The sequence below is a fragment of the Sphaerisporangium sp. NPDC051011 genome, from assembly GCF_040653595.1.
In the GTDB taxonomy this organism is placed as follows: Bacteria; Actinomycetota; Actinomycetes; order Streptosporangiales; family Streptosporangiaceae; genus Sphaerisporangium.
Genome location: NZ_JBFAGG010000001.1, coordinates 668,636 through 693,261 on the forward strand (window position 1 = coordinate 668,636; position 24,626 = coordinate 693,261).

The 24,626-nt window shown below is 73.1% G+C and carries 26 protein-coding genes; 17 read left to right on the forward strand and 9 right to left on the reverse strand.

Features of this window, described 5'->3' with window-relative positions; translation table 11 throughout:
* Positions 1–114 precede the first annotated feature (114 nt).
* Positions 115–546, reverse strand: coding sequence for an ATP-binding protein (locus AB0H21_RS02935; RefSeq protein ID WP_358510676.1), 432 nt, complete (start codon positions 544–546; stop codon positions 115–117).
* Positions 547–694: 148 nt separating this feature from the next.
* A complete protein-coding gene (ppgK, locus tag AB0H21_RS02940; protein WP_358510679.1) occupies positions 695–1,453 on the reverse strand; it encodes a polyphosphate--glucose phosphotransferase in 759 nt (252 codons plus the stop codon).
* A gap of 145 nt (positions 1,454–1,598) precedes the next feature.
* Between ppgK and AB0H21_RS02945 the strand changes: the two genes are divergently transcribed.
* The gene (locus tag AB0H21_RS02945; protein WP_358510682.1) at positions 1,599–2,642 is read left to right on the forward strand and encodes a hypothetical protein; all 1,044 of its coding nucleotides are present in this window, start codon (positions 1,599–1,601) and stop codon (positions 2,640–2,642) included.
* Between the two features lie 123 nt (positions 2,643–2,765).
* Here the strand turns inward: AB0H21_RS02945 and AB0H21_RS02950 are convergent, their stop codons facing one another.
* Positions 2,766–4,154 (reverse strand): cation:dicarboxylase symporter family transporter, encoded by a 1,389-nt coding sequence (locus AB0H21_RS02950; RefSeq protein WP_358510684.1) that lies wholly within the window; start codon positions 4,152–4,154, stop codon positions 2,766–2,768.
* A 137-nt stretch (positions 4,155–4,291) separates the two neighbouring features.
* Here AB0H21_RS02950 and AB0H21_RS02955 point away from each other — a divergent pair, with 137 nt between their 5' ends.
* Together AB0H21_RS02955 and AB0H21_RS02960 are read left to right on the forward strand one after the other, a co-directional pair.
* Positions 4,292–5,926 (forward strand): sensor histidine kinase, encoded by a 1,635-nt coding sequence (locus AB0H21_RS02955; RefSeq protein ID WP_358510687.1) that lies wholly within the window; start codon positions 4,292–4,294, stop codon positions 5,924–5,926.
* Positions 5,923–6,594: a response regulator gene (locus AB0H21_RS02960; RefSeq protein WP_358510690.1), complete on the forward strand. Its 672-nt coding sequence runs from the start codon at positions 5,923–5,925 to the stop codon at positions 6,592–6,594. Before AB0H21_RS02955 ends, AB0H21_RS02960 begins: the two co-directional genes overlap by 4 nt.
* A gap of 66 nt (positions 6,595–6,660) precedes the next feature.
* Here AB0H21_RS02960 and AB0H21_RS02965 read toward each other — a convergent pair whose 3' ends face one another.
* Entirely contained in the window at positions 6,661–6,849 is a 189-nt protein-coding gene (locus tag AB0H21_RS02965; protein ID WP_358510692.1) for a DUF2795 domain-containing protein, read from the reverse strand.
* Between the two features lie 517 nt (positions 6,850–7,366).
* Here AB0H21_RS02965 and lanKC point away from each other — a divergent pair.
* The 12 genes from lanKC (at position 7,367) to AB0H21_RS03025 (ending at position 17,521) form a co-directional block, all read left to right on the forward strand.
* On the forward strand, positions 7,367–10,009 hold the full coding sequence (gene lanKC / locus AB0H21_RS02970; RefSeq protein ID WP_358510695.1) for a class III lanthionine synthetase LanKC: 2,643 nt from the start codon (positions 7,367–7,369) through the stop codon (positions 10,007–10,009).
* Position 10,010: 1 nt separating this feature from the next.
* On the forward strand, positions 10,011–10,139 hold the full coding sequence (locus tag AB0H21_RS02975; RefSeq protein WP_358510698.1) for a SapB/AmfS family lanthipeptide: 129 nt from the start codon (positions 10,011–10,013) through the stop codon (positions 10,137–10,139).
* Between the two features lie 66 nt (positions 10,140–10,205).
* The gene (locus tag AB0H21_RS02980) at positions 10,206–10,334 is read left to right on the forward strand and encodes a SapB/AmfS family lanthipeptide (RefSeq protein ID WP_358510698.1); all 129 of its coding nucleotides are present in this window, start codon (positions 10,206–10,208) and stop codon (positions 10,332–10,334) included.
* Positions 10,335–10,418: 84 nt separating this feature from the next.
* Positions 10,419–12,329 (forward strand): ABC transporter ATP-binding protein, encoded by a 1,911-nt coding sequence (locus tag AB0H21_RS02985; protein WP_358510701.1) that lies wholly within the window; start codon positions 10,419–10,421, stop codon positions 12,327–12,329.
* Positions 12,326–14,131 carry an ABC transporter ATP-binding protein gene (locus AB0H21_RS02990; RefSeq protein ID WP_358510704.1) on the forward strand — a complete coding sequence of 602 codons (1,806 nt, stop codon included), beginning with the start codon at positions 12,326–12,328 and terminating at the stop codon, positions 14,129–14,131. The genes AB0H21_RS02985 and AB0H21_RS02990 overlap by 4 nt, the downstream gene beginning before the upstream one ends.
* Positions 14,132–14,232: 101 nt before the next feature.
* Entirely contained in the window at positions 14,233–14,703 is a 471-nt protein-coding gene (locus AB0H21_RS02995; RefSeq protein WP_358510707.1) for an Asp23/Gls24 family envelope stress response protein, read from the forward strand.
* Entirely contained in the window at positions 14,700–15,107 is a 408-nt protein-coding gene (locus AB0H21_RS03000) for a hypothetical protein (RefSeq protein WP_358510710.1), read from the forward strand. Before AB0H21_RS02995 ends, AB0H21_RS03000 begins: the two co-directional genes overlap by 4 nt.
* Positions 15,100–15,288 carry a DUF2273 domain-containing protein gene (locus AB0H21_RS03005; protein WP_358510713.1) on the forward strand — a complete coding sequence of 63 codons (189 nt, stop codon included), beginning with the start codon at positions 15,100–15,102 and terminating at the stop codon, positions 15,286–15,288. The genes AB0H21_RS03000 and AB0H21_RS03005 overlap by 8 nt, the downstream gene beginning before the upstream one ends.
* Complete coding sequence (locus tag AB0H21_RS03010; protein WP_358510715.1) at positions 15,285–15,692, forward strand: Asp23/Gls24 family envelope stress response protein; 408 nt, start codon at positions 15,285–15,287, stop codon at positions 15,690–15,692. The genes AB0H21_RS03005 and AB0H21_RS03010 overlap by 4 nt, the downstream gene beginning before the upstream one ends.
* On the forward strand, positions 15,689–16,366 hold the full coding sequence (locus tag AB0H21_RS03015; protein ID WP_358510718.1) for a DUF6286 domain-containing protein: 678 nt from the start codon (positions 15,689–15,691) through the stop codon (positions 16,364–16,366). Before AB0H21_RS03010 ends, AB0H21_RS03015 begins: the two co-directional genes overlap by 4 nt.
* A 4-nt stretch (positions 16,367–16,370) precedes the next feature.
* The gene (locus tag AB0H21_RS03020; RefSeq protein WP_358510721.1) at positions 16,371–16,925 is read left to right on the forward strand and encodes an alkaline shock response membrane anchor protein AmaP; all 555 of its coding nucleotides are present in this window, start codon (positions 16,371–16,373) and stop codon (positions 16,923–16,925) included.
* A 224-nt stretch (positions 16,926–17,149) separates the two neighbouring features.
* Positions 17,150–17,521, forward strand: coding sequence for a VOC family protein (locus AB0H21_RS03025; protein WP_358510724.1), 372 nt, complete (start codon positions 17,150–17,152; stop codon positions 17,519–17,521).
* Positions 17,522–17,725: 204 nt separating this feature from the next.
* On the opposite strand, the gene AB0H21_RS03030 is transcribed toward AB0H21_RS03025, so the two are convergent.
* Together AB0H21_RS03030 and AB0H21_RS03035 are read right to left on the reverse strand one after the other, a co-directional pair.
* The gene (locus AB0H21_RS03030) at positions 17,726–18,997 is read right to left on the reverse strand and encodes a hypothetical protein (RefSeq protein ID WP_358510727.1); all 1,272 of its coding nucleotides are present in this window, start codon (positions 18,995–18,997) and stop codon (positions 17,726–17,728) included.
* Positions 18,994–19,503 (reverse strand): RNA polymerase sigma factor, encoded by a 510-nt coding sequence (locus AB0H21_RS03035; RefSeq protein ID WP_358510730.1) that lies wholly within the window; start codon positions 19,501–19,503, stop codon positions 18,994–18,996. The genes AB0H21_RS03030 and AB0H21_RS03035 overlap by 4 nt, the downstream gene beginning before the upstream one ends.
* Before the next feature lie 268 nt (positions 19,504–19,771).
* Between AB0H21_RS03035 and AB0H21_RS03040 the strand changes: the two genes are divergently transcribed.
* Both AB0H21_RS03040 and AB0H21_RS03045 read left to right on the forward strand, forming a co-directional pair.
* A complete protein-coding gene (locus AB0H21_RS03040) occupies positions 19,772–21,193 on the forward strand; it encodes an amidase family protein (protein ID WP_358510733.1) in 1,422 nt (473 codons plus the stop codon).
* A 102-nt stretch (positions 21,194–21,295) separates the two neighbouring features.
* Complete coding sequence (locus AB0H21_RS03045; protein WP_358510736.1) at positions 21,296–21,730, forward strand: CBS domain-containing protein; 435 nt, start codon at positions 21,296–21,298, stop codon at positions 21,728–21,730.
* Between the two features lie 57 nt (positions 21,731–21,787).
* On the opposite strand, the gene AB0H21_RS03050 is transcribed toward AB0H21_RS03045, so the two are convergent.
* The 3 genes from AB0H21_RS03050 to AB0H21_RS03060 all read right to left on the reverse strand — a co-directional run bounded on the left by AB0H21_RS03050 (position 21,788) and on the right by AB0H21_RS03060 (position 24,549).
* A complete protein-coding gene (locus AB0H21_RS03050; RefSeq protein WP_358510739.1) occupies positions 21,788–21,931 on the reverse strand; it encodes a hypothetical protein in 144 nt (47 codons plus the stop codon).
* 178 nt (positions 21,932–22,109) lie between these two features.
* Positions 22,110–23,666 (reverse strand): gamma-glutamyltransferase, encoded by a 1,557-nt coding sequence (locus AB0H21_RS03055; protein ID WP_358510742.1) that lies wholly within the window; start codon positions 23,664–23,666, stop codon positions 22,110–22,112.
* Between the two features lie 115 nt (positions 23,667–23,781).
* A complete protein-coding gene (locus tag AB0H21_RS03060; RefSeq protein ID WP_358510745.1) occupies positions 23,782–24,549 on the reverse strand; it encodes a GntR family transcriptional regulator in 768 nt (255 codons plus the stop codon).
* Positions 24,550–24,626: the final 77 nt, after the last annotated feature.

Sequence of the window (24,626 nt, forward strand, 5' to 3'; positions counted from 1 at the left end):
CAACGGTTTAGCGGCGGCCCCGGGTTGCTCCGGCATGTGGGTCGCCGGCGCGGGTCGCGGCGAGCGCTCTCGGCATCCGCCCGTAGGGGTTCTCGGCGCCGCCCGCCGGGGGGCTCAGCGCGCGCTCAGCAGATGGCCGGGAGAGTCGGCGGTGAACTTCAGGGTCTTCTCCAGGCAGACGATCGCCCCCTGCCGGGGACGGTTCATGAACCGCACATCGTCCGCGAGCGCGCGCATGATCTGGAGCCCGCGGCCGTGCTCGGAGAGTGGCAGGCCGGGGCGGATCTTCTCCGGATCGAACCCCCGTCCGGTGTCGACCACGGTGATCAGGCATCTGTCGTCCACGAGCTCGACGCTGACCGTGTACTCGTCGCCCTCGGTGGCGTGCCGGATGACGTTGGAGCACGCCTCGGTCAGCATGAGCTGCACGTCCTCGGTGATGTGACGCTCGACGCCGAGGACCTCCAGCTCGGCGCCGAGAATCTGCCGGGTGACGGACACGCTCGCCGCGTCCCTGGGCAAGCGCAATGCGATGGTCACCTTCACGGTTCCTCCTTCTCACCCACCCCGTTAAAGGTGCCCTCAGGATCACGTGCAAACACAGAAGCACGTCATGATTGCGCCGGTCTCCGTGACCTTCTGCGGCCACGGAGGAAACAGGGCCGCCCCGGACCGGCGCGCCGTGCGGCCCGTCTCAGCAGTGGCCGCTGGGCGCGGCGGCCGAGGCGGCGGCGAGCGCGGCCCCGATGATCCCGGCGTTGTTCAGCAGGGCGGCGGGCACGACCCTGGTCCCGGGCAGGTCGATGTGGTGCAGGAACTTGTCGGCCTTCCTGCTGACTCCCCCGCCGATGACGATCATCGCCGGCGACATGAGCATCTGGATGTGCTCCAGGTACTTCTGGACGCGGTGGGCCCACTTCTCCCAGTTCAGGCCGTGCGCCTCGCGGGCGTGGTCGGACGCGCGGTGCTCGGCCTCGTGCCCGTCCAGCTCCAGGTGGCCGAACTCGGTGTTGGGGATGAGACGGCCGTCCATGATCAGCGCGCTGCCGATGCCGGTGCCGAAGGTCAGGGTGACGACCAGGCCGTCCTGGTCCCGGCCGGCGCCGAAGGCGGCCTCGGCGAGGCCCGCCGCGTCGGCGTCATTGAGGACGATGACGCCGAGGCCTCCCGCCTCGGTGAACAGGGCGCGCGCGTCGAGGCCGATCCAGGCGTGGTCGACGTTGGCGGCGGTCGTGGTGACGCCGTTCACCACGACGCCGGGGAAGGTAACCCCGACCGGGCCGGTCCAGTCGAAGTGGCGGATGATGTCCCGGACGACCTCGGCCACCGGGCCGGGGGCCGAGGGACTGGGCGTCGGTATTCGCAGGCGCTCCGCGAGCAGTGTCCCGGTGGCGGTGTCCACGGGGGCGCCCTTGATCCCCGAGCCGCCGATGTCGATTCCCAGTGCGTTCATATGCCGCTCCCCACCAATCGGGTCCCCACCAATCGGGCTCCGCGCCGAACAGGCCTAGCCGATTTCTGCCACGTACACGGCAGAACTACCATCCGTTTCCCGTATCGCGGGCATCGGCGCCGTACCGATCTGGTAGGGATGACGGGTGCCGACCTTCACGTCCGCAGTCTCGTCCAGGTTCTCGTCCACGCGGGCCGCGCTCCTCACGACCGCCCTGCTCGCGACCGTGGTCACCACCGTAGCCACCACTGTGGTCACCACGGCGGTCGCGGCCCCGGCCGCCGCGAGCCCCTCGGCGGCGCCGCGCCCGCCGAAGATCCCCGCGGGCACCGCGGCGAGCTACGTGGTGTTCGACCGGGTCACGGGCAGGACCACGCTGTCGTACAAGCCGCACGTCCGGTTCCGCTCGGCGTCGGTCGTGAAGGTCCTCATCGCGCTGGACTACCTGGAGTCGCGCAAGTCCGGCACCGCCATGCCGCCCGGCGACGCCGACCTGCTGCGGCGCATGCTGCGCGCCAGCGACGACGACGCGGCGACGGCCTTCTGGAACCGGGGCGGCCGGGCCGCGATCATCGACCGCGTGGTGCGCCGCCTCAAGCTGGTGGACACCGGGCCACCTCCCGCGTCCAAGCCCGGCTTCTGGGGGTACACCGCGCTCAGCGCGTCGGACGTCGTGAAGACGTACCGCTACCTGCTCGAGCGGGCGAACCCGGCGGTGCGGGACGTGATCCTGGGCCACCTGAGCAACGCCACGCGGTGCGCCGCGGATGACTTCGACCAGTATTTCGGGATCCCGAGCGCCGTCCCGCGTCCGTGGGCGGTCAAGCAGGGCTGGTCGGGGTACGGCGCCCACCCGGCGGTCCCGTGCTCGGGCACGCAGGCGAGCGGCCGGGCACCCGCGAGCGACGCCGGGATCACGGGCGCCTCGTCGGCGACGCTCGCCCCGGGCACGGCTGCGGACGCCGCCACGGCCGCCCGTGAGAGCACCCCCGCGTCCTCCGCGTCGCCCGCGCGTCCGCCGGTGAACCTCGCGCGCCCGGTGCTGCACACCACGGGCCTCGCCGGCAAGGGTGACCGCCTCATCATGGCCGTGCTCACGCTCCAGCCGGCGGGGGCGTCCTACACGTCCTCCGCGGCCCGGCTGACCGCGCTGGCCAGGGAGGCCTACCGCGCGGGACTGCCGCGGTAGCCGTCACCCCCGGCCGCCGGGTCTCCTCCAAGGCGGCGGGCGTGCGACATCGGAAAGTTGCGCGGCGCGCCCGGCCCGGGTTCACCGGGTTTCTCCGGACGCGCCGCGGGCGGGCCCCGCAGGTCAGTGCGGTGACAACGCCGGTTCCCGCTCGGCGGCCGAGGGCGGCGGTGTGGGGTGGCCCTCGTCGAGCAGGCTGGATTCGTCGAAGGGAAGGCGTCCGGCCAGGACCTCCTCGGCGCGGTCGCGGTCGAAGTCGCGCACCCAGTTGCCGATCAGGACGGTGGCCACCGCGTTACCGGCGAAGTTGGTCAGCGCGCGGGCCTCGGACATGAACCGGTCGATGCCCACGATGAGGCCGACACCGTCGACCAGCCCGGGGCGGTGGGACTGGAGGCCGCCGGCGAGCGTGGCGAGCCCCGCGCCGGTGACGCCGGCCGCGCCCTTCGAGGCGATGATCATGAACACGAGCAGCGCGATCTGCTCGCCGAGCGACAGCGGGGCGCCGGTCGCGCTGGCCACGAACAGCGTCGCCATCGTGAGGTAGATCGCGGTGCCGTCCAGGTTGAACGAGTAGCCGGTCGGGACGGTGATGCCGACGACGGCGCGGCCCACCCCGAGGTGCTCCATCTTCGCGATCAGGCGCGGCAGCGCGGACTCCGAGGATGACGTCGACAGGATCAGCAGGAACTCGCGGCCGAGGTAGCGCAGCAGGGACCACAGGTTGATCCCGGTGAACAGCCGCAGGATCGCCCCGAGGATGACGCCGACGAACAGCAGGCACGTGATGTAGAAGCCGATCATCAGGACGGCGAGGCTACGCAGCGCGTCGAACCCGCCCGCGCCGGTGACGGCGGCCATCGCGCCGAACGCGCCCACCGGCGCCGCCCACATGATCATCGCGAGGATGCGGAAGACGAGGCGCTGGATGTGGCCGAGCCCGGTGAGGATCGGCGCGCCGCGCCGGCCCATCGCCTGGAGCGCGAAGCCGGTGAGCAGCGCCACGAGCAGGGTCTGCAGCACCTGGCCGGAAGTGAACGCCGAGACGAGCGTGGTGGGGACGATGCCGAGCAGGAACGTGGTCGTGTCGCTCTCGCCGCCCTTGGCGGCCTGGTCCTCGGCGGCCTTGCGCAGCGCGTCGGTGAGCTGGAGTCCCTCGCCGGGGTGCAGAAGGTTGCCGACCACCAGGCCGATGACCAGCGCGACCGTGGACATGACGACGAAGTAGCCGATGGCCAGGCCGCCCACCTTGCCGACCTTGGCGGCCTCGGCGACCGACCCGACGCCGAGCACGATGGTGCAGAAGATGATGGGGCTGATCATCATCTTGATCAGCGCCACGAAGGCCGTGCCGAGGGGTTTGAGGGCGACGCCGGCGTCCGGGGCCACCAGCCCGACGAGGATGCCCGCGACCACCGCGACGATCACCGCCAGGTACAGATACCGGGTGCGATCACGGGGCGGCGGGGACACCGGGGTGCCGGGGGTGTCCGGGGTGATTGTCGTGGTCACACGACCCTCCCTGTTTCCGCAGGTGCTGGGGGATGCGTATCGAGCGACTATCCCCCGGCCAGTGATCTGCGTCACTATTACGTACATTTCGTTCGCCAACGAAGGGTCACCGCGAGCTGTGAGAAAGGAGCCGCCGCGTGGACGCCGTGACGCCCCTCTTCCCTCGCCTCCGGCGATGGAGTCTGGCCGGGCAGATGCTCACCCTGCAGATCGCCGTCGTCGGCATCACCGTGGCCGGCGGCACGCTGCTCACGTTCCTGCACATCCGCCAGTTGCTGATCGACGAGGCGGGCGCCACGACCAAGGCGGTGGCCGTCAGCGTGGCCGACTCCCCCGCCGTCCTGGCCGCCCTCGCCGACCCCGACCCCTCGGCGGTGCTCCAGCCGTACGCCGAGAAGGTGCGCACGGAGGCCGGGCTGGACTTCATCACGATCATGAACCCCGAGGGCCGCCGGTACACCCATCCGAACCCGGCGGAGATCGGCAGGCGGTTCCTCGGCAACACCGCCCCCGCCCTCGCCGGCCGCACGTTCACCGAGACCTACACCGGCACGCTCGGCCCGTCCGTACGCGCCGTCACGCCCGTGCGGGACTCCGGCGGGCACGTGCGCGCGCTGGTCGCCGCGGGCATCACGGTCGAGAAGATCAGCGCACAGCTCCGCGAGCAGCTCGCGACGGCCGCGCTGACCGGGGCGATCGGCCTGTCGGCGGGCACGGCGGGCACGTACCTGGTGGGCGCGCGCCTACGCCGCCAGACCCACGGGCTGCGCTCGGCCGAGCTCAGCCGCATGTACGAGTACCACAACGCGATCCTGCACGCGGTGCGCGAGGGCCTGCTGCTGGTGGACGCGGAACACCGGCTGACGCTGGCCAACGACGGCGCGCGCGAGCTGCTCGGCCTGCCGCCGGACGCCGAGGGGCTGCACGTCTCCGCGCTCGGGCTGCCGCCGTCGCTGGCCGAGGCGCTGACCTCGGGCGACGACCGCGCGGACGAGATCCATCTGACCGGCGACCGCGTGCTCGTGGTGAACGCCGCCGTCGTCCGCTCGGGCGCGCGCTCGCTCGGCACGGTCGTGACGCTGCGCGACCACACCGAGCTGCAGGCGCTGACCGGCCAGCTCGACGCCGAGCGCGGCTTCGCCGAGTCGCTGCGCTCGGCCGCGCACGAGGCCGCCAACCGGCTGCACACCGTGGTGACCCTGGTCGAGCTGGGCCGCGCCGAGCAGGCGGTCGCGTTCGCCACTGCCGAGCTGAAGGCCGCCCAGCAGCTCACCGACCGCGTGGTGGGCGCCGTGCGCGAGCCCGTGCTCGCCGCCCTGCTGCTCGGCAAGACCGCCGAGGCCGCCGAGCGCGGGGTGGAGCTGTCGATCAGCCCCGAGAGCGAGCTGGACGACGTCGCGCTGGACGGGCGCGACCTGGTGACCATCGTCGGCAACCTCATCGACAACGCGGTGGAGGCGGCCATGACCGGGCCGCCGCCCGCCCGCGCCGCCGTCCACCTGAGTGCGGGGGACGGGGGCTTCCTGGTCCGCGTCTCCGACAGCGGGCCGGGGCTCGGCGCGGACGAGGCCAAGGACGCCTTCCGTCGCGGGTGGACGACCAAGGGCGACGGCCGGGGGCTCGGGCTGGCCATGGTCGGCCAGGCGGTGCGCCGCCTCGGCGGGACGATCGAGGTCGAGCACGGCGGACGGGGTGCGGTCTTCACCGTACGGCTGCCGCTGACGGGTCCGGCTCCGGCTACTGGGCCGGCCGCCGGGAAGGAGGAAGCGTGATCTCGGTGCTGATCGTCGAGGACGAGGAGCTGACCGCAGAGGCCAACCGCCTGTACGTCGGCCGTGTCCCGGGGTTCCAGGTGCTCGGGGTGGCCCGCACGGGGGACGAGGCGCTGCGGTTCCTGCGGCGGCGGCCGGCCGACCTGGTGCTGCTCGACCTGTACCTGCCGGACATGCACGGGCTGGACGTGTGCCGGGCGCTGCGCGCGGCGGGCGTCCTGTCGGACGTGATCGCGGTCACCTCCGCGCGCGACCTCGCGGTGGTGCGCTCGGCGGTGTCGGTGGGGGTGGTGCAGTACCTGCTCAAGCCGTTCACCTTCGCCGCGCTGAGCGAGAAGCTGGAGCGGTACGCCGAGTTCCGCTCCTCCGTCGGCGGGCAGGGCGAGGTGAGCGGGCAGGGCGAGGTGGACCGCGCGCTGTCGGCGCTGCGGGGGACGGCCCGCGTCCCGCTGCCGAAGGGGATGACGCAGGCGACGCTGGACGCCGTGGCCGGCGAGCTGCGCAGGGCGCAGGGCGGGCTGTCGGCGCAGGCCGTGGGCTCGGCGATCGGCGTCTCCCGGGTGACGGCCCGGCGCTATCTGGAACACCTCGCCGGGACGGGCAGCGTGCGCCGGGTCCCCCGGTACGGCGGGCTCGGACGCCCTGAGCTGCTCTACCAGAGCGTCTGAGCCCCGCCGCCGCGTCCCTCGCGCCCATGAGCGGGGGCTCCAGGCGGGCGTCCGGACGGGTCAGGACTACTTGGCGAGTTCCTTGCTGACGCCGTTGGGCCCGTCGTACTCGCGGTCGGGCAGGCGCCCCAGGGCCTTCATCGCCTGCTCGTCCGCGCCCTTCTTCTTGGCGTGGTCCACCAGCTGCTGCTTGCTCGCGGGGTAGTCAACTCCGGAAAGGTACTTCTGCACGTGGATGAAGTCCGTCTGTGTCATGGTTCCTCCTTTTCGTCATGGTTCCTGTCCCCGGCGAATCAGCTGGAAACCAGGCCATTCCACCTCAGAAGAACGCGATGCACGAGTCTTTACGTCACCTTCCCCCTCCACTTCACAACTCCCTCCTAACCGGAGTGAATCAGACGGATCCCACCGCCGGCGACGCCGTCCGCGCGGCGCCCCGCCCTCTCGCCGCACGCCACCGGCGACGCCGATCTCCATGACGGACACCCTGACCTGGAAAACGCGAGAACTTTTCTGGTTTGAATCGAGGCAGGTCAACACCACTTTTTGGTTTCAAACCAGGCCAACCCCGGAATTTCTCCGAAGTCACCCCAGGAATCCCACACTTTCATAAACACACAGGTCAAGCCCGCCGACAATGACAGTTATCACGAATGCAACAGTGACAGCGGCATATGACCCCTGTGGGCAGCGTCACTAGCCATCGCTGGGGTTATCCGTAATTCTCATCCCAGCGATCGTGCGGCGAGCAGCGGTGAGAGGGGTGTGGAACGTGATCAGCAGATACGAGATCTATTGCTTGGCCGATCCACTGTTTTACGACACCCTTGACAACCAGCGGACAAAGTACCCCGATTTTCCCATAGCGGACAGAAAGGTTCCCCCCGGCTGGCGTCACCGCGTGACGGACACGTGGCTGCACTACGGGCCCGAGGAGGACGTGCTCCCGGCCCAGGGATGGAAGATCCACGTCTCCGCCCGCCTGGCCGACGCCGAGCGGACGCTGGACACCGTCTGGGACTACTGCGTCGGCCGCCGGCTCAGCTTCAAATTCCTGCGCGGGCCGCGCGTCGTGACGATGCTCAACTCCAAGTACGCCGACCGGGGCAGCAGCGGCAAGCTGGTCACCATCTACCCCGCCGACGAGGCCGAGCTGGAGCTCGTGGTCAAGGAACTGGACGGCCTGCTACGCGGCGTGCGCGGCCCGTACATCCTCAGCGACCTGCGCGTCGGCGAGGGCCCGCTGTTCGTCCGCTACGGCGGCTTCGCCGAGCGCTACACCCTGAACGCCGACCGCGACCGCGTCCTCGCGATCGAGAACCCCGGCGGCGAGCTCGTGCCCGACCGGCGCGGCCCGTCCTTCTCGCCCCCGTCCTGGGTGACGCTGCCCGCCTTCCTGGAGCCCCACCTGGCCGCCCGCAACGCGGTCACGCTCACCGGCCTGCCGTACACCGTCGAGGACGTGCTGCACTTCTCCAACGGCGGCGGCGTCTACAAGGGCACGGACACGCGCACGGGCGAGACGGTCGTCCTCAAGGAGGCCAGGCCGTACGCCGGGCTGGACGCGGCCGGGCGCGACGCGGTGGCCCGCCTCCGGCACGAGGCCGAGATCCTGCGCCGGCTCGACGGGCTGGACGCGGTGCCCGCGCTGCGCGACTACTTCGAGCTCGGCGAGCACCACTTCCTCGTCCAGGAGTTCGTGGACGGCACCACGCTCAGCCAGGAGTCGATCCACCGCCACCCCCTGACCCGCGCGACCATCACCGCCGAGGACGCCGCCGAGTACACCGAGTGGGCGCTCGCCATGCTGGACCGCGTCGACCGCGCCGTCACCTCGCTGCACGGGCGCGGCGTCGTCTTCGGCGACCTGCACCCCTTCAACGTCCTGGTCGAGGGCGACCGCGTCGTGCTGATCGACTTCGAGGTCGCCAGCCTGGCGGAGAGGAACGCCCGGCCGACGCTCGCGCACCCCGGCTTCTGCCCGCCGCCCGACCGGCTCGGCGTGGCGGCCGACCGGTACTCGCTGGCATGCATGCGCCTGAGCCTGTTCGCCCCGATGTCCACGGTGCTCATCCCCCTGCACCGGCCCAAGGTGACCCACCTCGCCGCGCTGGTGCGCGAGACCTTCCCGGTGCCGGGCGACTACGTCGAGGAGGCCGTCCGGACGATCCTCGGCGACTCCGACGACTCGGGGAGCACGGCCGCCGGGAGAGGGCGGCCGGGCTCGCGGGCGATGGAGGAGCTGCCGCTGCCGGGCAGGGCGTCCTGGAAGGACATGCGGGACGCCGCCCGCCGGGCCATCCTCGCCTCCGCCACCCCCGAGCGCGACGACCGGCTGTTCCCCGGCGACGCCGCGCAGTTCCAGCCGGGCGGCGGGCTCAACCTGGGCAGCGGCGCGGCGGGCGTCCTGTACGCGCTGGCCGCGACCGGCGCGGGGCGCCACCCCGAGCACGAGAAGTGGCTGCGCGAGCGGGCGTTCGCCCCCGAACCCGGCACCGGCCTCGGCTTCTACGACGGCCTGCACGGCGTGGCCTACGCCTTCGACGCGCTCGGCCGCCGCGAGGACGCCCTGGAACTGGTCACCCTCTGCCTGCGGGAGAGGTGGGAGCAACTCGGCCAGAGCCTGTACGCCGGGCTGTCCGGCATCGGGCTGAACCTGCTGCACCTCGGCCGTACGACCGGGGAACGCGAGCTGCTGGACGCCGCGTACACGATCGTCGACCTGGTCGCCGGGCGGCTCGGCACCGTCGAGAGCGTGCCCGAGGTCAGCGGCGGCGGCAACCCGCACGCCGGGCTGATGCGCGGATCCTCCGGCCCGGCACTGCTGTTCCTCGAAGCGTACGACGCCACCGGCGAGGACGCGCTGCTCGACCTCGCGAGCGTGGCCCTGCGGCAGGACCTGCGCCGGTGCACGCGCCGCGAGGACGGCCAGCTCCAGGTCCAGCAGGGCTGGCGCACGAACCCGTACGTGGACGAGGGCTCGGCCGGCATCGGGCTGGTGCTGCGCCGGTACCTCGACCGGCGCGAGGACGAGACGTTCCGGCGGGCGCTTGCGGACATCGGCCCCGTCGCCACCCTCGACTACTACGTCCAGTCCGGCCTGTTCTCCGGGCGGGCCGGAATGATCGCCGCGCTGGCCCTCGGCCTCGTCCCGGGCGTCGGCCGCTCCTCACCCGAGGTGGCCGCCCAGGTGGCGCGGCTGGCCTGGCACGCGATGCCGTACGGCGGCGGGCTGGCCTTCCCGGGCAACCAGTTGCTCCGGCTCTCGATGGACCTCGGCACCGGCACCGCCGGTGTGGTCCTCGCGCTCGGCACCGTGCTGCACGACCGGCCGGTGTCCCTGCCCCTCATCTCCCCGCCCGGCACCCCCGCCGGGTCGGCGGACGGCTCCCAGCACGGGAAGGAGGTGACGTGACATGGCGCTCCTGGACCTCCAGGACATGGAGCTCCCCGGCGGCGGCCACGGCGGCGGCGGCAGCAACCTCAGCCTCTTGGGGTGCACCCCCCACGAGAACAGCAGCCTCAGCATCCTCTGCGGCAACTGACGTTCCGCTCGCGGGACCCCGCGATACCCCTGAACCCCGAAAGATCAAAGAAAGGGCGTGATCCCCATGGCGCTTCTCGACCTGCAGGACATGGAACTCCCCGGCGGCGGCCACGGCGGCGGCGGCAGCAACCTCAGCCTGCTGGGGTGCACCCCCCACGAGAACAGCAGCCTCAGCATCCTCTGCGGCAACTGACTCGCGGGCTGAAGCCTGGGGCGGCCCTGCACGGCCGCTCCAGGCTTGTCCATTCCCTGGACTCTTCGAGGGGAAACCTTGGCGATGGCGGAAACCACGGCTCCGTCCGAGGCCTCGGCGGAACGCCGGGCCGACGGGCTCCTGCTGGAGATGGTCCGCCGCAGCGGCGGATGGCCCTACGTCTACGCCGTGGCCGCGCCGGTCGGCGCCGTGGTCGAGCTGCTGCTCCCCGGTGCGCTGGGCCGCGCGGTGGACGTCCTCGTCTCTCCCGGCGGTGACGTCACCGGCGTGCTCCTCGTGTGCGCCTCGCTCGTGGCGGCGGTCGTCGCCTGCGACGCGGTGGGGGTGCTGGCGTCCGGCTCGGGCGGCGCGCAGGCGGCGCGCCTGCTGCGCGGGCGGCTGGTCCGGCACATCCTCGCCGGCGGCCCCGCGATGTCGCGCCGCTTCCCGCCCGGCGACCTGGTCACCCGCGCCGGGGCGAACGCCGAGGAGGTCGGCGCCGCGCCCGAGGCCGTGATCACCGCCGTGTCCCTGCTCGTGCCGGCCGCCGGATCGCTGGTCGCGCTGGCGCTCATCGATCCCTGGCTCGCCGTGGCGTTCACCGCGGGCCTGGCCGTGATCCTGCTGGTGCTGCGGGCCTTCCTGCGCGAGACCACCGCCGTCTCGGGGGGTTACCAGGAGGCGCAGAGCGACATCGCGTCCCGGCTGATCGACGCGCTGGCGGGCGCGCGCACCATCGCCGCCGCCGGAACCGAGGACCAGGAGGTCCGCCGCGTCCTCGCCCCCCTGCCGCGCCTGCGTACCCATGGCATGGCCCTGTGGCGCGTCAACGCCCGCGCGGGCGTGCAGGCGGCCATCGTCGTCCCGCTGCTGGAGACCGCGGTGATCGGGGTCGGCGGGCTGCTGCTGGCGGCGGGCGAGCTGACGGCCGGGGAGCTGTTCGCGGCGGCCCGGTACGCCGTGCTCGGCGCCGGCATCGGCTCGGCGCTCGGGTACCTGAACCGGCTGGCGCGTGCGCGCTCGGCCGCCCGGCGGGTACGGCAGGTGCTCGACCATCCCGCCCCCGCGTACGGCACCGGCGAACTGCCCGGCGCGGCCGGGAAGGGCGGGCGGCTGGAACTGCGGGACGTCACCGTCCACACCGTCCATGCCGACGGGCGGGCCGTGCTGCGCGACATCGACCTGGTGGTGCCCGCGGGGGCCGTACTGGCGGTGGTCGGCCGGTCGGGCAGCGGCAAGTCGGCCCTGGCGGCCGTCGCCGGGCGCATGCTCGACCCCGGCCGCGGCGAGGTCCTGCTCGACGGGGTGCCGCTCCCCCGGCTCGCCCGCCCGGCCCTGCGCCGGGCCGTCGGGTACGCCTTCGAGCGGCCCGTGCTCTTCGGCGGCACCCTGCGCGAGGCCATCGCCGCCGGCGGCCCGGACGCGACCATGACGGACGGGACGGTGACGGACACAGCCGTGAGGGGCGGGGGCATGACGGACGCGGGCATGACGGACCGGGGCGTGACGGACGCCGCCCGGGCCGCCGCGGCCGACGCGTTCGTCCGCAGGCTCCCCCGCGCGTACGACACACCCGTGGACGAGGCGCCCATGTCGGGCGGGGAGCGGCAGCGGGTGGGGCTGGCCCGGGCGTTCGCGCACGGCGGGCGGCTGCTGATCCTGGACGACGCGACGTCCAGCCTGGACACGGTCACCGAGTACCAGGTGGCGCGGGCGCTCACCGAGGAACTGCGCGACCGCACGCGGGTGATCGTCGCCCACCGCGCGGGGACGGCGGCGCGCGCGGACCTGGTCGTGTGGCTGGAGGACGGGCGGATCCGCGGGCGGGGCTCCCACGAGACCCTGTGGGCGGACCCCGCGTACCGGGCGGTGTTCCAGGTCGGCGACCCGCCCGGCCGTCCCCCGGGAGGGACGCCACCGGACGGCCCGCGGCCCGCGAAGGCCTCCACGTCGCCGGACGCGGTCCGGGACGCCGCGGCGGTGGAGCGAGGATGAGGATCCGCGAGCTGTTGTGGGGGGCGGCGCGGCGGCGGCCCCGCGACCTGGTGCGGCTGTTCGGCTGGTCGTTCGCCGAGGCCGCGCCCTCGTTCGTGTCCGGCCAGGCCATCGCGCACGCGCTGGACGACGGGTTCGCCGCCGGGCGCCCGGTCGCCGGCCTCGGCTGGCTGATGCTGATGGCCGCAGCCTGGCTGACCGCCGCGATCGGCGCCCGCCAGGTGCTCCTGGCCGTCGCCCACATCGTCGAGCCGTTCCGCGACGCGCTGCTGCGCCACGTCGTCGCCGGGACGCTGCACCGGTCGGCGAGCTCGGGCCTGCGGCCGGACAGCGCCGCCGTCGCCCGGCTCGGCCGCCAGGTGGAGCTCGCCCGCGACTCCTTCGCCGCCGTGATCGCCGTCAGCAGGTCGTTCCTGTTCTCGGTCGCCGGGGTCGTGCTCGGCGTGCTCACGTTGACGGACGGGGTGCTGCCGCTGGTGCTGGCGCCGCTGGTCGCGGGGCTGGCGCTGTTCTCGGCGTCGCTGCCCGCCATGGCCCGGCTGCAGCGGCGGCTGATCCTCGCCGAGGAGGGCACCGCGTCCTCGCTGGCGTCCATGGTGGACGCGCTGCGCGACGTCACGGCGTGCGGCGCGGAGGACCGCGTGGAGGCCGCCGTCGGGCGGGACGTCGCCCGTCAGGCCGGGATCGCCAAGGCGCTCGCCCGGCTCACCGCCGTGCGCACGCTCTCCCTCGCCGTCGGCGGATGGCTGCCCATCCTCCTGGTCCTGGTCGCCACCCCGAGCCTGGTACGGGACGGCGCGACCGCCGGGGTGATCCTCGGCACGCTGACGTACGTGGCGCAGTCGCTGACGCCCGCGCTCGGCAGTCTCGTCCAGGGGGTCGGGGTGAACGGCGTGCGGCTGGTGGTGGCGCTGGAACGCATCCTGGCGACCGGCGCTGGGCCGCCGGCCGGTTCCCGGGGCGGGCGGGAGATCACGGCGTACCCCGCCACGGCCTCCCTCGCGACGTCCCGGGGCGCGGCCGGGGCGCCGCTGCGGTTGCGCGGGGTGACGTTCGCGTACGGGCCGGACGCCGAGCCGGTGGTGTCGGACCTGAACCTGACCGTGCCGGAGGGGGACCACCTGGCCGTCGTGGGGCCGAGTGGCATCGGCAAGTCCACCGTGGCGGCCCTCGCGGCGGGGATCCTGCGGCCCGCGCACGGGCGCGTGCTGCTCGGGGGCGTCCCCGTGGAGTCGCTCGGCCCGGAGTCCCTGCGCCGGGCGCGCGTCCTCATCCCGCAGGAGGCGTACGTCTTCCGCGGGACGCTGCGCGAGAACCTGGCCTACCTCGCGGCGGGCGGCGCCGCGACGGACTCCGTCCTGGACGGGGCCGTGGAGGCGGTCGGCATGGCGGAGCTGGCGGGGCGGATCGGCGGGTACGAGGCCGTGGTGGACCCGTCCGAGCTGTCCTCGGGGGAACGGCAGCTCATCGCCCTCACCCGCGCGTACCTGTCCCCCGCGCGCCTGGTCCTGCTGGACGAGGCCACCTGCCATCTGGACCCGGCCGCCGAGGCCCGGGCGGAGGAGGCGTTCGCCGCCCGCGAGGGCACGCTGATCGTCATCGCGCACCGCCTCACCTCGGCGCTGCGGGCACGGCGGGTGCTGGTGATGGACGGCGTCCGGGCGCGGCTGGGCACGCACGAGGAGATGATCGCCGGGTCGCCGCTGTACCGGGACCTGATGGGCCGATGGGAGGACCCTGTCGCCGCCGGGGCGTGCGACACCCCATCAGAAAACCGACATTGGGCCATAAAATGCCCTTAATTTACCCTCGCCCAGGGTACGTCTCCGATCACGCCGGTTGTGCCTTCCTATTCGGCCTAGTCGGCGCCGCAGGGGGACCTGCTGGAACGGAGGACACCGAGGTGAGCGCACAGAGGAGTGAGGCGCCCCGCCAGACGTCCGACACCGTGCAGACGCGGGGACACGGGTCCGCGGAGCTCGTGACCGAGCGGGGCAGGACCAGGATCGCCGAGACGGTGGTCGCCAAGATCGCTGCGATGGCCGCGCGCGATGTCCAGGGGATCCACGCGCTCGGCGCCGGCATGTCCCGGGCCCTCGGCGTCGTCCGCGAGCGCCTGATCGGCGGCCCGGGCCCCGCCACCCAGGGCGTGGCGGTCGAGGCGGGAGAACGCCAGGCCGCGATCGACCTGGACCTGATCGTCGAGTACGGGGTGGCGATCCCGGAGGTCGCCGCGGCCGTCCGCCGCAACGTCATCGAGGCCGTCGAGAACATGTGCGGCCTGGAGGTGACCGAGGTCAACATCGCCGTGGAGGACCTGCACCTTCCGGGTGAGGAGGTCTCCTCCGAGCAGCAGGAGGCGCGGGTCCGATGACGTCCACCACCGAGACCGGACGGACCGGCGACCCCGAGCGGCTCGCCGACCGGATCGCCGAGGCCGTTGCCTCCTGCCCCGACGTCGACTCGCTGGCCGGGGGCGGGCCGGCCTCGTACCTGCCCGGCCACCGGGTGACGGGAGTGGCGGTCCACGACACCGAGGTCGAGGTCGCGGTCGTCGTGCGGTACGGAAGGCCGATGCCCGAGATCGCCGACGAGGTCCGCGACGTCGTCGAGCCGCTCGTGCCGGGGCTGCCGGTGGACGTGCGCATCGACGACATCGCCGAGGTCACCGAGACGACCGAGACCGGCGAGCCCGGCGAGCCCTCCGGCACCGCCGGGACCACGACCACGCCGCCAGAAACGACAAGGCCGGCAGGGGAAGGTGAGCGAGATGGATGAAAACCGCTGGTGGCCGGCGATCGGCCTGCTGTTCGGCACCGCCCTGGGCTTCGCCGTCGTCGTGGGCGGCCTGACGGCGTTCCTCATCGTGCTCGTCCTCGGCGTGGTGGGCTACCTGATCGGCCGCGCCATGACCGGCGAACTCGACATGAGCGGCCTGCGCGGCCGGAGACGTCCATGAGCACCGGCGCGGCCACGCCGTACGGGGCCCCGCACGTCACCGCGCCGCCGGAGGTGCGCGGACGCACCGATATCGCCGACCGCGTCCTGGAACGCGTCGCCGCCCACGCGGTCGCCGAGGTGGAGCACGCCGGCGGGATAGCCCCGCGCGTGCTCGGCCTGCCGCTCGGCCGCGACGCGCACGACACCGCCCCCCGGGTCACCGCGCACGCCGAGGGACGCGTGGCGATCGTGCGGGTGGCGATGTCGGCGACCTACGGGGAGCCGGTGCGCGGGCTCGCGCGCCGGGTGCGCGACACCGTCATGGCCCGCGTCCACGAACTGACCGGCCTGGAGGCCCGGCAGGTGGACGTGCAGGTCACGCGCTTCGTCCAGCCACCCCCGGACGAAAGGCACCTGCGGTGACCTGGCCGGAGCACGGGATCACGCCGGACCATCCCACCGCCGCCTGGCCGGGGCCGGGCGACGCGGGCGTCGCTCCCGTGGAGGGCGAGCACGAGACGGGCCGGCCGCCGCCGCGCGAGGGTGCCCAGCGGCGGGCCGCGGCGCGGGCGTTCCGTCCTCGCCGGACGGTCCCGGCGACCGTCACCGCCCTGCTGCTCGCCCTGGCCGCCCTGGTGACCCTGATCGGAGCCGTCGCGGCGGCGACGGGCGCCAACATGCGGACCGTGCCGTGGACGTCGTTCGCCGACTTCGGGGCCGGGCCCGTGGACGACCCGGCGCACCTGGCGGTGGCCGGCGCGGCGGTCGTCGTCGGGCTGTTCCTGCTCGGGCTGGCCCTCGTGCCCGGCCGCACCCGGGTCGTGCCGCTGGCCTCCGACGATCCGAGTACCGTCACCGGCATCACCGAGAGGGGGCTGCGCCGCCACCTCGCCACCGTCGCCACGGCCGTGGACGGCGTGTCCCGGGCGCGCGTCAAGCTGCGGCGCCGTGTCGTGCACGTCCAGGCGGTGACGCCGCTGCGCGACCCGGGGGACCTTCCCGGCGAGATCACCGAGGCCGTGGGCGGGCGACTGGACGCGCTGCGGCCGCTCAAGCCCATGCGGGTCCACGTCGACGTCACGCACGGAGGGAAGTGAGCGCGTGAAACACCGTCCCGCTGCCGCCAACCGCGTCGGCCTGGTCCTCGTCGGCCTGCTCCTGGCCCTCGCGGGCGCCGTCACGCTCGTACGCGCGCTCGGCCTGCTCGGGTCCCCCAACGCCCCGCTGATCCCCCCCGAGGTCGCGGGCTTCCCCGCCGGCCGCCCGTGGTTGTGGCCGGCCGTGATCGCGGGCTCGCTGGTCGTCGCGCTGCTCGCGCTGTACTGGCTGCTGGTGCAGGGGCGTCTCGACACGCTGCGCACCCTCGAACTGGAGCCCGACCCCTCCCACGGCACGACCCGCGTCTCCGCGGGCGCCGCCGCCGGGGCGCTGGAGGACGATCTCGCCGAGCACGTGGGCGGGGAGCGGGCGCGCGCCTCGCTCGCGGGCGCACCGTCCGACCCGCGCCTCGCGATCGTCGTCGTCCTGCCCGACCAGGCCGATCCCGCCGTGGCCCGGCAGGGCATCAACGGGGCGGTGGCGCGGCTGCGCCGGTCCCTGGAGACCGACCGGCTGCCCGCGACCGTCCGGATGCACGCCGTCCACCGGCGCATGTAGCCGCCTGCCTGATCTGCCTGGCTTGGAGGAACCTTGCCGCCGCGCCACACCGGGGAGAGGTGCGCGGGCCAGGGATCACGGGAATGCGACCGCCGAGTGCGCCGACGACCAGGGAGTGCGCTTCTCCCCCGGCCGACCTGTCCGGGGGCGAGGACGACTAGGGTCGGTGCGGCCGGCCCGCCGCGCTCCCCGTTCTCCGCGCCGGGCCCAGAAGGAGGCGTTCGATGATCGGCAGGTTGCAGTGCGTGGTTCTGGACTGTCCGGACGTCCTCGAGCTCGCGCGGTTCTACCAGGCGGTCCTCGGCGGCGAGGTCAACCGGCCTGACCGCCGCTGGGGGGTGGACGACGACTTCGCGACGCTCCATACCGAAGGCGGCCTCGTGCTCGCGTTCCAGCGCGCGAAGGACCACCGCCCCCCGCGCTGGCCCGACCCCGCCCACCCGCAGCAGTTCCACCTGGACATCGACGTCCCCGACCTGGACACCGCCCAGGAACGACTCCTCACCCTCGGCGCGACGCTCCTCCACACCGACCCCCACGGCTGGCGCGTCTTCGCCGACCCCGCCGGCCACCCCTTCTGCCTCCTCAAGGGCTGACGGCCTCCAGGCCGACGACCCAGAAATGGGGATATGTCCTGATTCATTGTCCGGCGTCGCAAGGCAACCGGCGCGGCTCGGGGCCGCTACGTGGGCCTGCGCACGCAGTAGAGGTGCTGTCAAGAACTGCAATGGGCCTGTACGAACGGTCGGGCCGGACGATCGAGCGGCACCGCCGCGAGATCCGTGGGGTCCGCTCCTCACTCACCAGGCCACATTCAGGTGCTTGCCCTTCGGGAGCTCAGGCATCGCGATCGGTACCAGCCGCTCACCGTCCACCCGGACCAGTTTCCCCGGCCGTGTCCACCCCAGCAGTACCCGTCCCGTCGAGTCGAACGCCAGTGGATTGAACCAACCCTCGACCTTCCAGTCGAGCACCCGCTTACCCGTGGTCGTCGAGAACTCCGCGAGCCGGGTGCTCTGCTCCGTCCTGGCCAGGCCCATCACGAAAGTGGACGCGCCGGGCCTTCCGGCGACGGGCGTCGCGGCATCGGTGACGAGGACTCGGCTCGAAATCGACCCGTCCGGCGGAATGTCCAGCACCCTCACCTGACGGTCGCCGATCGCCTCCCCGAACAGGGTGAACACCACTGAACCACCGTCCCCTGCCCAGGACATGTCTTGGATGGACTTCGCGTTGGGGCTGCGCCAGCGGCGCATCTTCCCGGTCCCGACATCCACCACCCGCACCTCCGCGTATCGCGAGCAGGGCAGCTTGCAGTCAGGTTCCCGCACCTGGACGCTGAAGGCCAGCCTGCGCCCCTCCGGTGAGGCGGCCAGGACGACGATGTTCTCGCTGCCGATGGTTCCGGAGAGCGGCAGGGGCACCTGCTCAGCGATCCGCCCGTCGGCTGTCAGCGTGACCCTGATGAACTTCGTCGGTGCGATCCTCGTCTTGGGATTCCGCCTGTCACGCCCTGCGATGAAGAAGGTACGGCCGTCACCCAGACCCGCGACATGGCTGTCCACCAGGTCCGGAAGATCTGCGGTCCGCTTGCCGGTTCTGCTGTCGTAAACGCCCCAACGTGCGGCCTCGAAGTCGGACGAGACGACCTTGCCCTTGACCGTGCGGCGCTCGGTGAGGACGGAAGCGGCGTAGAAGAGCGGAGTCCCTGCGGGAGCGGTGCCGTCGGCCACCGGATACCGAGCGCCACGGCCCTGCACCGTCACGGTGATCGCCGTCACCAAGGTGACCATCGCGGCCGCGACGGCCACAGGCAGCACCCATCGGACGTGCGACGGCCGCCCGGGAGCACGCGCAGGCGAGGTCGGGAACCGGCCATCGTCCTGTGCGGTGGCCACCGCCGCGGCGATGGCCGAGAACGTCCACCGGGGCCGTGCACCGAATCCCGCAATCGGGCGGGGAGCCGGTTCGTCGATGATGCTCCGCAGCAGCATCTCCTGTCGCGGGCCGTAGGACAGATCGGCCGCGTCCACCGGGTTGGCGGCGGCCAGCAGCGTATCCAAGTCGTTCATCGGATGGCCTCCCCTACGGGCGTGTGGTCGTTGGCGAGCAGACCGGCCAGCCGTTTGCGGGCCCGGTGCAGGCGAACCTTGAAAGCCGAGACCGAACAGCCGGCCACGTATGCGGCTGTGCGATGGTCCAGCCCCTCCCAGCTGATCAGCATCAGCGCCTCGCGCTCGCCGGGTGACAGCCGCCACAACGCCTTTCGCAGGCGTACCTCCTCGACCACGCTGGACGCGTGGTCGGGCACGACTTGGTGGTGTCCCGTCAGGCGGTCTACGAGGCGCTCTCGGCGCCGCGCCGAACGGCGGTTGTTGCTCAGGCAGTTGTGCGCCGTCCGGTAGAGCCAGGGCAGGGGATCCTCCGGCAGGCGATCGATGTGGCGCCATGCCGCCGTGAACGTCTCGGCCACCACGTCTTCCGCCTGTGCCTCGTCGGCCCGGCGCAGCACGTACGCCAGCACGTGCCGATGATGCCGCCGGAACAGCATCGTGAACCGTTCAGCTTCATCACCCACGAAATCGCTCCAACGAGACTCCAACCCGAGATCGTTTCTGCCTTCGTCTTCATTAGGTCCGGCAGCGGCCTCGTGGTTACATCGCCCGGCGCCCGCCATCGGCCGGCGCCCGCCCGTCCGTGACGCCACGTCACCGCAACGCCCCCTGGCGCCCCGGGGAAAATCAGTGGAATCGCGCACGGGCCTGCGAGTAGGACTGTTCTCGCGCGGGGAGCGGCATGGATGGTGACGGACCGGCCTCCCGCATCCGAGCGACAGGGAGACGAGCGTGAAGCCGCACGAGTACGCCGGGTACGACGCCATCGGGCTCAGAGACCTGATCCGGACGGGCGAGGTCACCGCCACCGAGGTCGAGGCCGCCGCCCGCGACGCCCTTCAGAAGGCGAACACCGAGGTCAACGGCCTCGCGCTGCCGCTGTTCACCCCGGCGCTCGCCCACGCGCCCGACGGGCCGCTCGCCGGTGTGCCGTTCCTGATCAAGGACAGTCAGCCGATGGCCGAAGGGGTGCCGTTCGGCCTGGGCAGCCGCGCCCTGCGCCACGTCCCGGCCCGCCACGACAACGACCTGATGACGCGGTTCCGGGCCGCCGGCCTGGTCACCCTGGGCGTCACGACCGTACCCGAGATGGGCCTCAGCTTCTCGACCGAGCCGGTCAAGCACGGGCCCGCCCGCAATCCGTGGGACCTCGCGCGCGGCGTCGGCGGGTCGAGCGGCGGCGCGGCGGCGCTGGTGGCGGCGGGCGCCGTCCCCGTGGCGCACGGCAACGACGGCGCCGGCTCGGCGCGGGTCCCGGCGTCGTGCTGCGGCCTGGTCGGCCTGAAGCCGAGCCGCGGGCGCACGCCGTCCGGCCCCGACACCGGCGAGGCGTTCTTCGGCATGGTCTGCGAGACGGCGCTGAGCCGCACCGTCCGTGACTCGGCGCACCTCCTGGACGCGATCCAGGGCCCCGGCGTGGGCGACAAGTACACCGCGCCCCCGCCGTCGCGTCCGTACGCCGAGGAGGTCGGGGCGGATCCGGGCAGGCTGCGCGTGGCGGTGACGACGCGCGCCTGGTCGGGCGTGGCCGTGGACCCGGAGGTCGCGGCGGTGACGGCCGAGGCGTGCGGGCTGCTCTCCGAGATGGGCCACGAGGTGACGGAGGCGAGCCCGGCCATCGACTGGGAGGACGTGCTGCGGGCCATGGTGGCGCTCGGCGCGGCCTCCGCCGCCCACCCGCTGGTGACCGCCCCGCGGCGCCTGGACCCGTCGCTGCTGGAGGCGGTCACCCGGCGCATCCTCCTGGAGGCGGGCGAGATGACCGCGCTGGAGCTGATGGGGGCGTTCGACGCGCAGAACCGGGTGAGCCGGTCGGTGGGGGCGTTCTTCACAGAGTACGACCTGCTGGTCACCCCGACGCTGGGGCAGCCGCCCGCCCCGCACGGCACCCTGCGGTACGACGACCCGGCGCACACCTTCCGCACCTGGCTGGAGTCGATGTTCGCGTACGGCCCGTTCACGGTGGTGTTCAACGTCACGGGACAGCCCGCGATCAGCCTTCCCCTGGGGCGGACGAGCGGCGGCCTGCCGGTCGGCGTCCAGTTCGTCGCCCCGTACGGCCGGGAGGACCTGCTGTTCCGGGTCGCCGCCCGCCTGGAGGAGGCCGCGCCGTGGCGGGACCGGGTGCCACCGATCTTCGCGGGAAACCTCTGACGGGGGGCGGTGCCACCCGAGGTTTAAACATCGCATTACCCCTCAAATAGGGCAATCCGGGTAGGGGTCGTGCGAAGGAGTCAATCGATCGAGGGGGCACCGATGAGCACACCGAGAGCCGCACGGACGGCGCATGACGTGATGCACCCGGGGGCCCAGTGCATCGGCGAGAACGACAGCCTCCGCACCGCCGCGCGGATGATGCGCGACCTGAACGTCGGCGCGCTGCCGATCTGCGGGGGCGACGACCGCCTCAAGGGGATCATCACCGACCGGGACCTCGTCGTCCACTGCTGTGCCGAGGACAAGGACCTTGACCGGACCACGGCGGGGGAACTGGCTGAGGGGCTGGTCTGGGTCGACGGCGCGACCAGCATCGACGACACGCTGACCACGATGGAACAGCACCAGGTCAAGCGGATCCCCGTGCTGGAGAACCGCCGCCTCGTCGGCATGATCAGCGAGGCCGACCTGGCCAAGGAACTGCCGGACGACAAGCTGGCCGAGTTCGTCCACCGCGTGTACTCGGGCGCCTGACCCGGGTCCGCGCGATCACCGCGCCCGGACGCCCCGCATCGCGGCGCCCGGGCGCGGTCACGCCCGCGTGGCGGCGAGCATCCCCACCAGGTGCTTGAGCGTGGTGAGCTGCCGGAACGCGCGAAGCCCCGCCGGGAAAATCCCGGCGGGGCCTTCACGCTGTGGACCGATGTGCGGGTCGCCTCTCGGCGAAAGGCTCAACGCGGCTCCAGCCGAACGGTATTCCGCGAAGGCTATAGATGAGGCCCGGGGACACCAGACACATCAGCCACGAGACATGTAACCACACCCTCCGCGTGATTGTTCCCCGCGCCGCGAAAGATTCCGGCGAGAATCTTCCAAGGCCCCCGCCCTGCGAGGACGCGGGGGGCTCTGGGGCTCAGTAGCCCGCGGCGCTGGAGATCACGGCTCTGGGGTCGGCGGCGCCGGCCAGCGTGCCGTCGGGGCGTGACTCGATGAGGTGGGCGTGGCCGAAGGAGCCGCCGTAGGGCAGGTGCCGCACATCGTGCCCGCGTTCACGCAGGTCCGAGGCCCATGGTGCGCCGTCCTCCACGTCCAGGGTCGCCCCGTCGGGGTCGACCCACGCGTCGAAGCCGTTGTCGCCGGGGCCGAGCCGCCAGCGGGGCGCGCGAATGGCCTCGCCGGGCGTCTGGCCGGAGGCCAGCAGGCGGGCGATCACCTGCAGCAGGATCTGCGGCTGGGAGTCGCCGCCCATGGTGCCGAGCACGGCGCGCAGCGAGCCGTCGGGCCGCGTCACCAGCGCGGGGGCCAGGGTGTGCGGCGGGCGCCGCGCGGGCCCGTACTCCGCCGGGTGCCCCTGGGTCAGCGAGAACCCCAGGCCCCGGTTGTGCAGGTTGATCCCCGTGGCCGGCTCGAACAGCATGCTGCCGAAGCCCGCCGCGTTGGACTGGATGAGGGACACGCCCATGCCCCCGGAGTCGACGGCGCACAGGTACGTCGTGTCGCCCGGCGCGATCAGGTCCCGGAGCCGGGCGCGGCGCGACGGGTCGACGCCCTCACGGCGCTCGCCGGCCGAGGCGAGCACCTCGTCCACGGACGCCCCGTCGTACAGCACGTCGGGACGGTCGTGCCCGGCGGCCCGGGCGGCCTCGGCCAGCAGGTGCGCCCACAGCGGGTCCGCCGGATCGCGCGGCAGGTCGAGCCCGTCGGCGATGGCGAGCGCCAGCAGCAGCGTGTAGCCCTGGGAGTTCGGCGGCACCGTCCACACGTCGTGCCCGAACGCGCGGACGGCGATGGGCTCGACCCAGTCGGCGTTCACGCGGGCGAGGTCGCCCTCGGAGTACTCTCCTGCGGCGGTGCCGCCCACCGCGGGGTCACGGCCGAGCGCGAGCAGGCCCGCGCCGAACTCGCCGAGGTAGAAGCCGTCACGCCCGTCGGCGCCGAGCGCGCTGAGCGCCCGTGCGACGCCCGGCCGCCGCAGCGGCGTGCCCGGCGCGACCGGGGCGTCCACGCCGGGCAGCACCGCGGCCGCCGGGGCGAGCAGCGGCGACGCGGGGAAGCCCGAGTCGGCGTACCGGATCGCGGGGGCGAGGAGTTCGTCCAGCGGCAGCCGTCCGTAGCGCGCGTGCAGGGCGAGCCAGCCGTCGGCGCAGCCCGGCACGGTGACCGATCTGATGTCGTGCTGGAACGGCATGCGCTCGTGCCCCTCCGCGCGCAGCCGGTCCGGGTCGGCGCCGGATCCCGACCGGCCGGACGCGTTGAGCGTGCGCGGCGTACCCTCGCCGTCGTGGACCAGCGCGAACAGGTCGCCGCCGAGGCCGCAGGCGTGCGGCGCGGTCACGGCGAGGACGGCGTTGGCGGCGATGGCCGCGTCGGCGGCGGAACCGCCCCGGTTCAGCATGGTGAGCCCGGCCGACGTGGCCAGATGGTCGATGGTGCAAACCATGCTAAACCTGGCGAATCGCGTGAACTCCATGCTCGGCACTCTACGACGCTCCGCTCCCGAGATCCGCCCCCCGGCGTACTAATACGCAAAGTCCCTAACATTCACTCCCCGGCCCCCTGACGTTCCAACCTGTGCGGGGGCCGCGTCAGGACAGGGGGCGCAGCGGGATCCGGTAGTCGAGGATCGCCCGGTCGCCCGGGATCACGATCGGGTCGGCGACCTCGACCGCCCGCCCGGCCGCGTACATCACCCGGGTGATCGCGAACACCGGGACGCCCTGCGCGATCCGCAGCGTCCGCGCCTCCGACGGGGTGGGCATGCGCGTCGCCACCGACTCGGTGATGTCGTCCACCTCGATGCCGAGCGTGCGCAACTGGTTGATCGTCCCGCCGGGCCACGGCTCGTTCTTCGGGTCGGCCACCGGCGTGCCCTCGACGTCGGCCGCCAGCAGGCACGGCCGCGACACCTGGGACGGCACGCCCGCCGCGTAGAAGACGAAGTGCCGTTCGAGGACGCGCGTGCCGGGCGCGACGCCGAACAGGCCCGCCAGTCGCTCGTCGGCGTCGATCCACCGGTAGGCGGTGTCGAGGCGGTACTGCTCCCAGGTGATGCCCTGGTCGCGGGTGAAGGAGGTCTGCCGGACCGTCTGCGGCCCGAGGTCGGCGAGGTAGCGCTGGGAGGAGATGCGGCGCACGAGAGGCCGCTCGCGCACCCAGGTGCCGCCGCGCCCGCGGGTCTCGACCAGTCCCGCGTTCTTCAGGGCGTCGATCGCCTGCCGGACGACGATCTCGGACACGCCGTACTGCCGGGCGAGGTCTGCGTGCCGGGGAAGGCGGGCGCCCGGTGGCAGGCCACCGTCGAGGATCGCGCCACGCAGTTCGGCCGCGATGTGCTCGTAGGCGTGGCCAGACACGTGCCTGCGTTCCGATCTGCCGGGGGTTCCAGATGGGGTCACCTGGTTGACACGCACCTTATCGTCTCGCCATTGTC

Coding starts and splice junctions, on each gene's coding strand:
- ppgK (WP_358510679.1), bottom strand. CDS start 1,453: ATGAACGCACTGGGAATCGACATCGGCGGCTCGGGGATCAAGGGCGCC.
- AB0H21_RS02965 (WP_358510692.1), bottom strand. CDS start 6,849: ATGACACAGACGGACTTCATCCACGTGCAGAAGTACCTTTCCGGAGTT.
- AB0H21_RS02975 (WP_358510698.1), top strand. CDS start 10,011: ATGGCGCTCCTGGACCTCCAGGACATGGAGCTCCCCGGCGGCGGCCAC.
- AB0H21_RS02980 (WP_358510698.1), top strand. CDS start 10,206: ATGGCGCTTCTCGACCTGCAGGACATGGAACTCCCCGGCGGCGGCCAC.
- AB0H21_RS02985 (WP_358510701.1), top strand. CDS start 10,419: ATGGCGGAAACCACGGCTCCGTCCGAGGCCTCGGCGGAACGCCGGGCC.
- AB0H21_RS02990 (WP_358510704.1), top strand. CDS start 12,326: ATGAGGATCCGCGAGCTGTTGTGGGGGGCGGCGCGGCGGCGGCCCCGC.
- AB0H21_RS03000 (WP_358510710.1), top strand. CDS start 14,700: ATGACGTCCACCACCGAGACCGGACGGACCGGCGACCCCGAGCGGCTC.
- AB0H21_RS03005 (WP_358510713.1), top strand. CDS start 15,100: ATGGATGAAAACCGCTGGTGGCCGGCGATCGGCCTGCTGTTCGGCACC.
- AB0H21_RS03010 (WP_358510715.1), top strand. CDS start 15,285: ATGAGCACCGGCGCGGCCACGCCGTACGGGGCCCCGCACGTCACCGCG.
- AB0H21_RS03025 (WP_358510724.1), top strand. CDS start 17,150: ATGATCGGCAGGTTGCAGTGCGTGGTTCTGGACTGTCCGGACGTCCTC.
- AB0H21_RS03030 (WP_358510727.1), bottom strand. CDS start 18,997: ATGAACGACTTGGATACGCTGCTGGCCGCCGCCAACCCGGTGGACGCG.
- AB0H21_RS03045 (WP_358510736.1), top strand. CDS start 21,296: ATGAGCACACCGAGAGCCGCACGGACGGCGCATGACGTGATGCACCCG.
- AB0H21_RS03055 (WP_358510742.1), bottom strand. CDS start 23,666: ATGGAGTTCACGCGATTCGCCAGGTTTAGCATGGTTTGCACCATCGAC.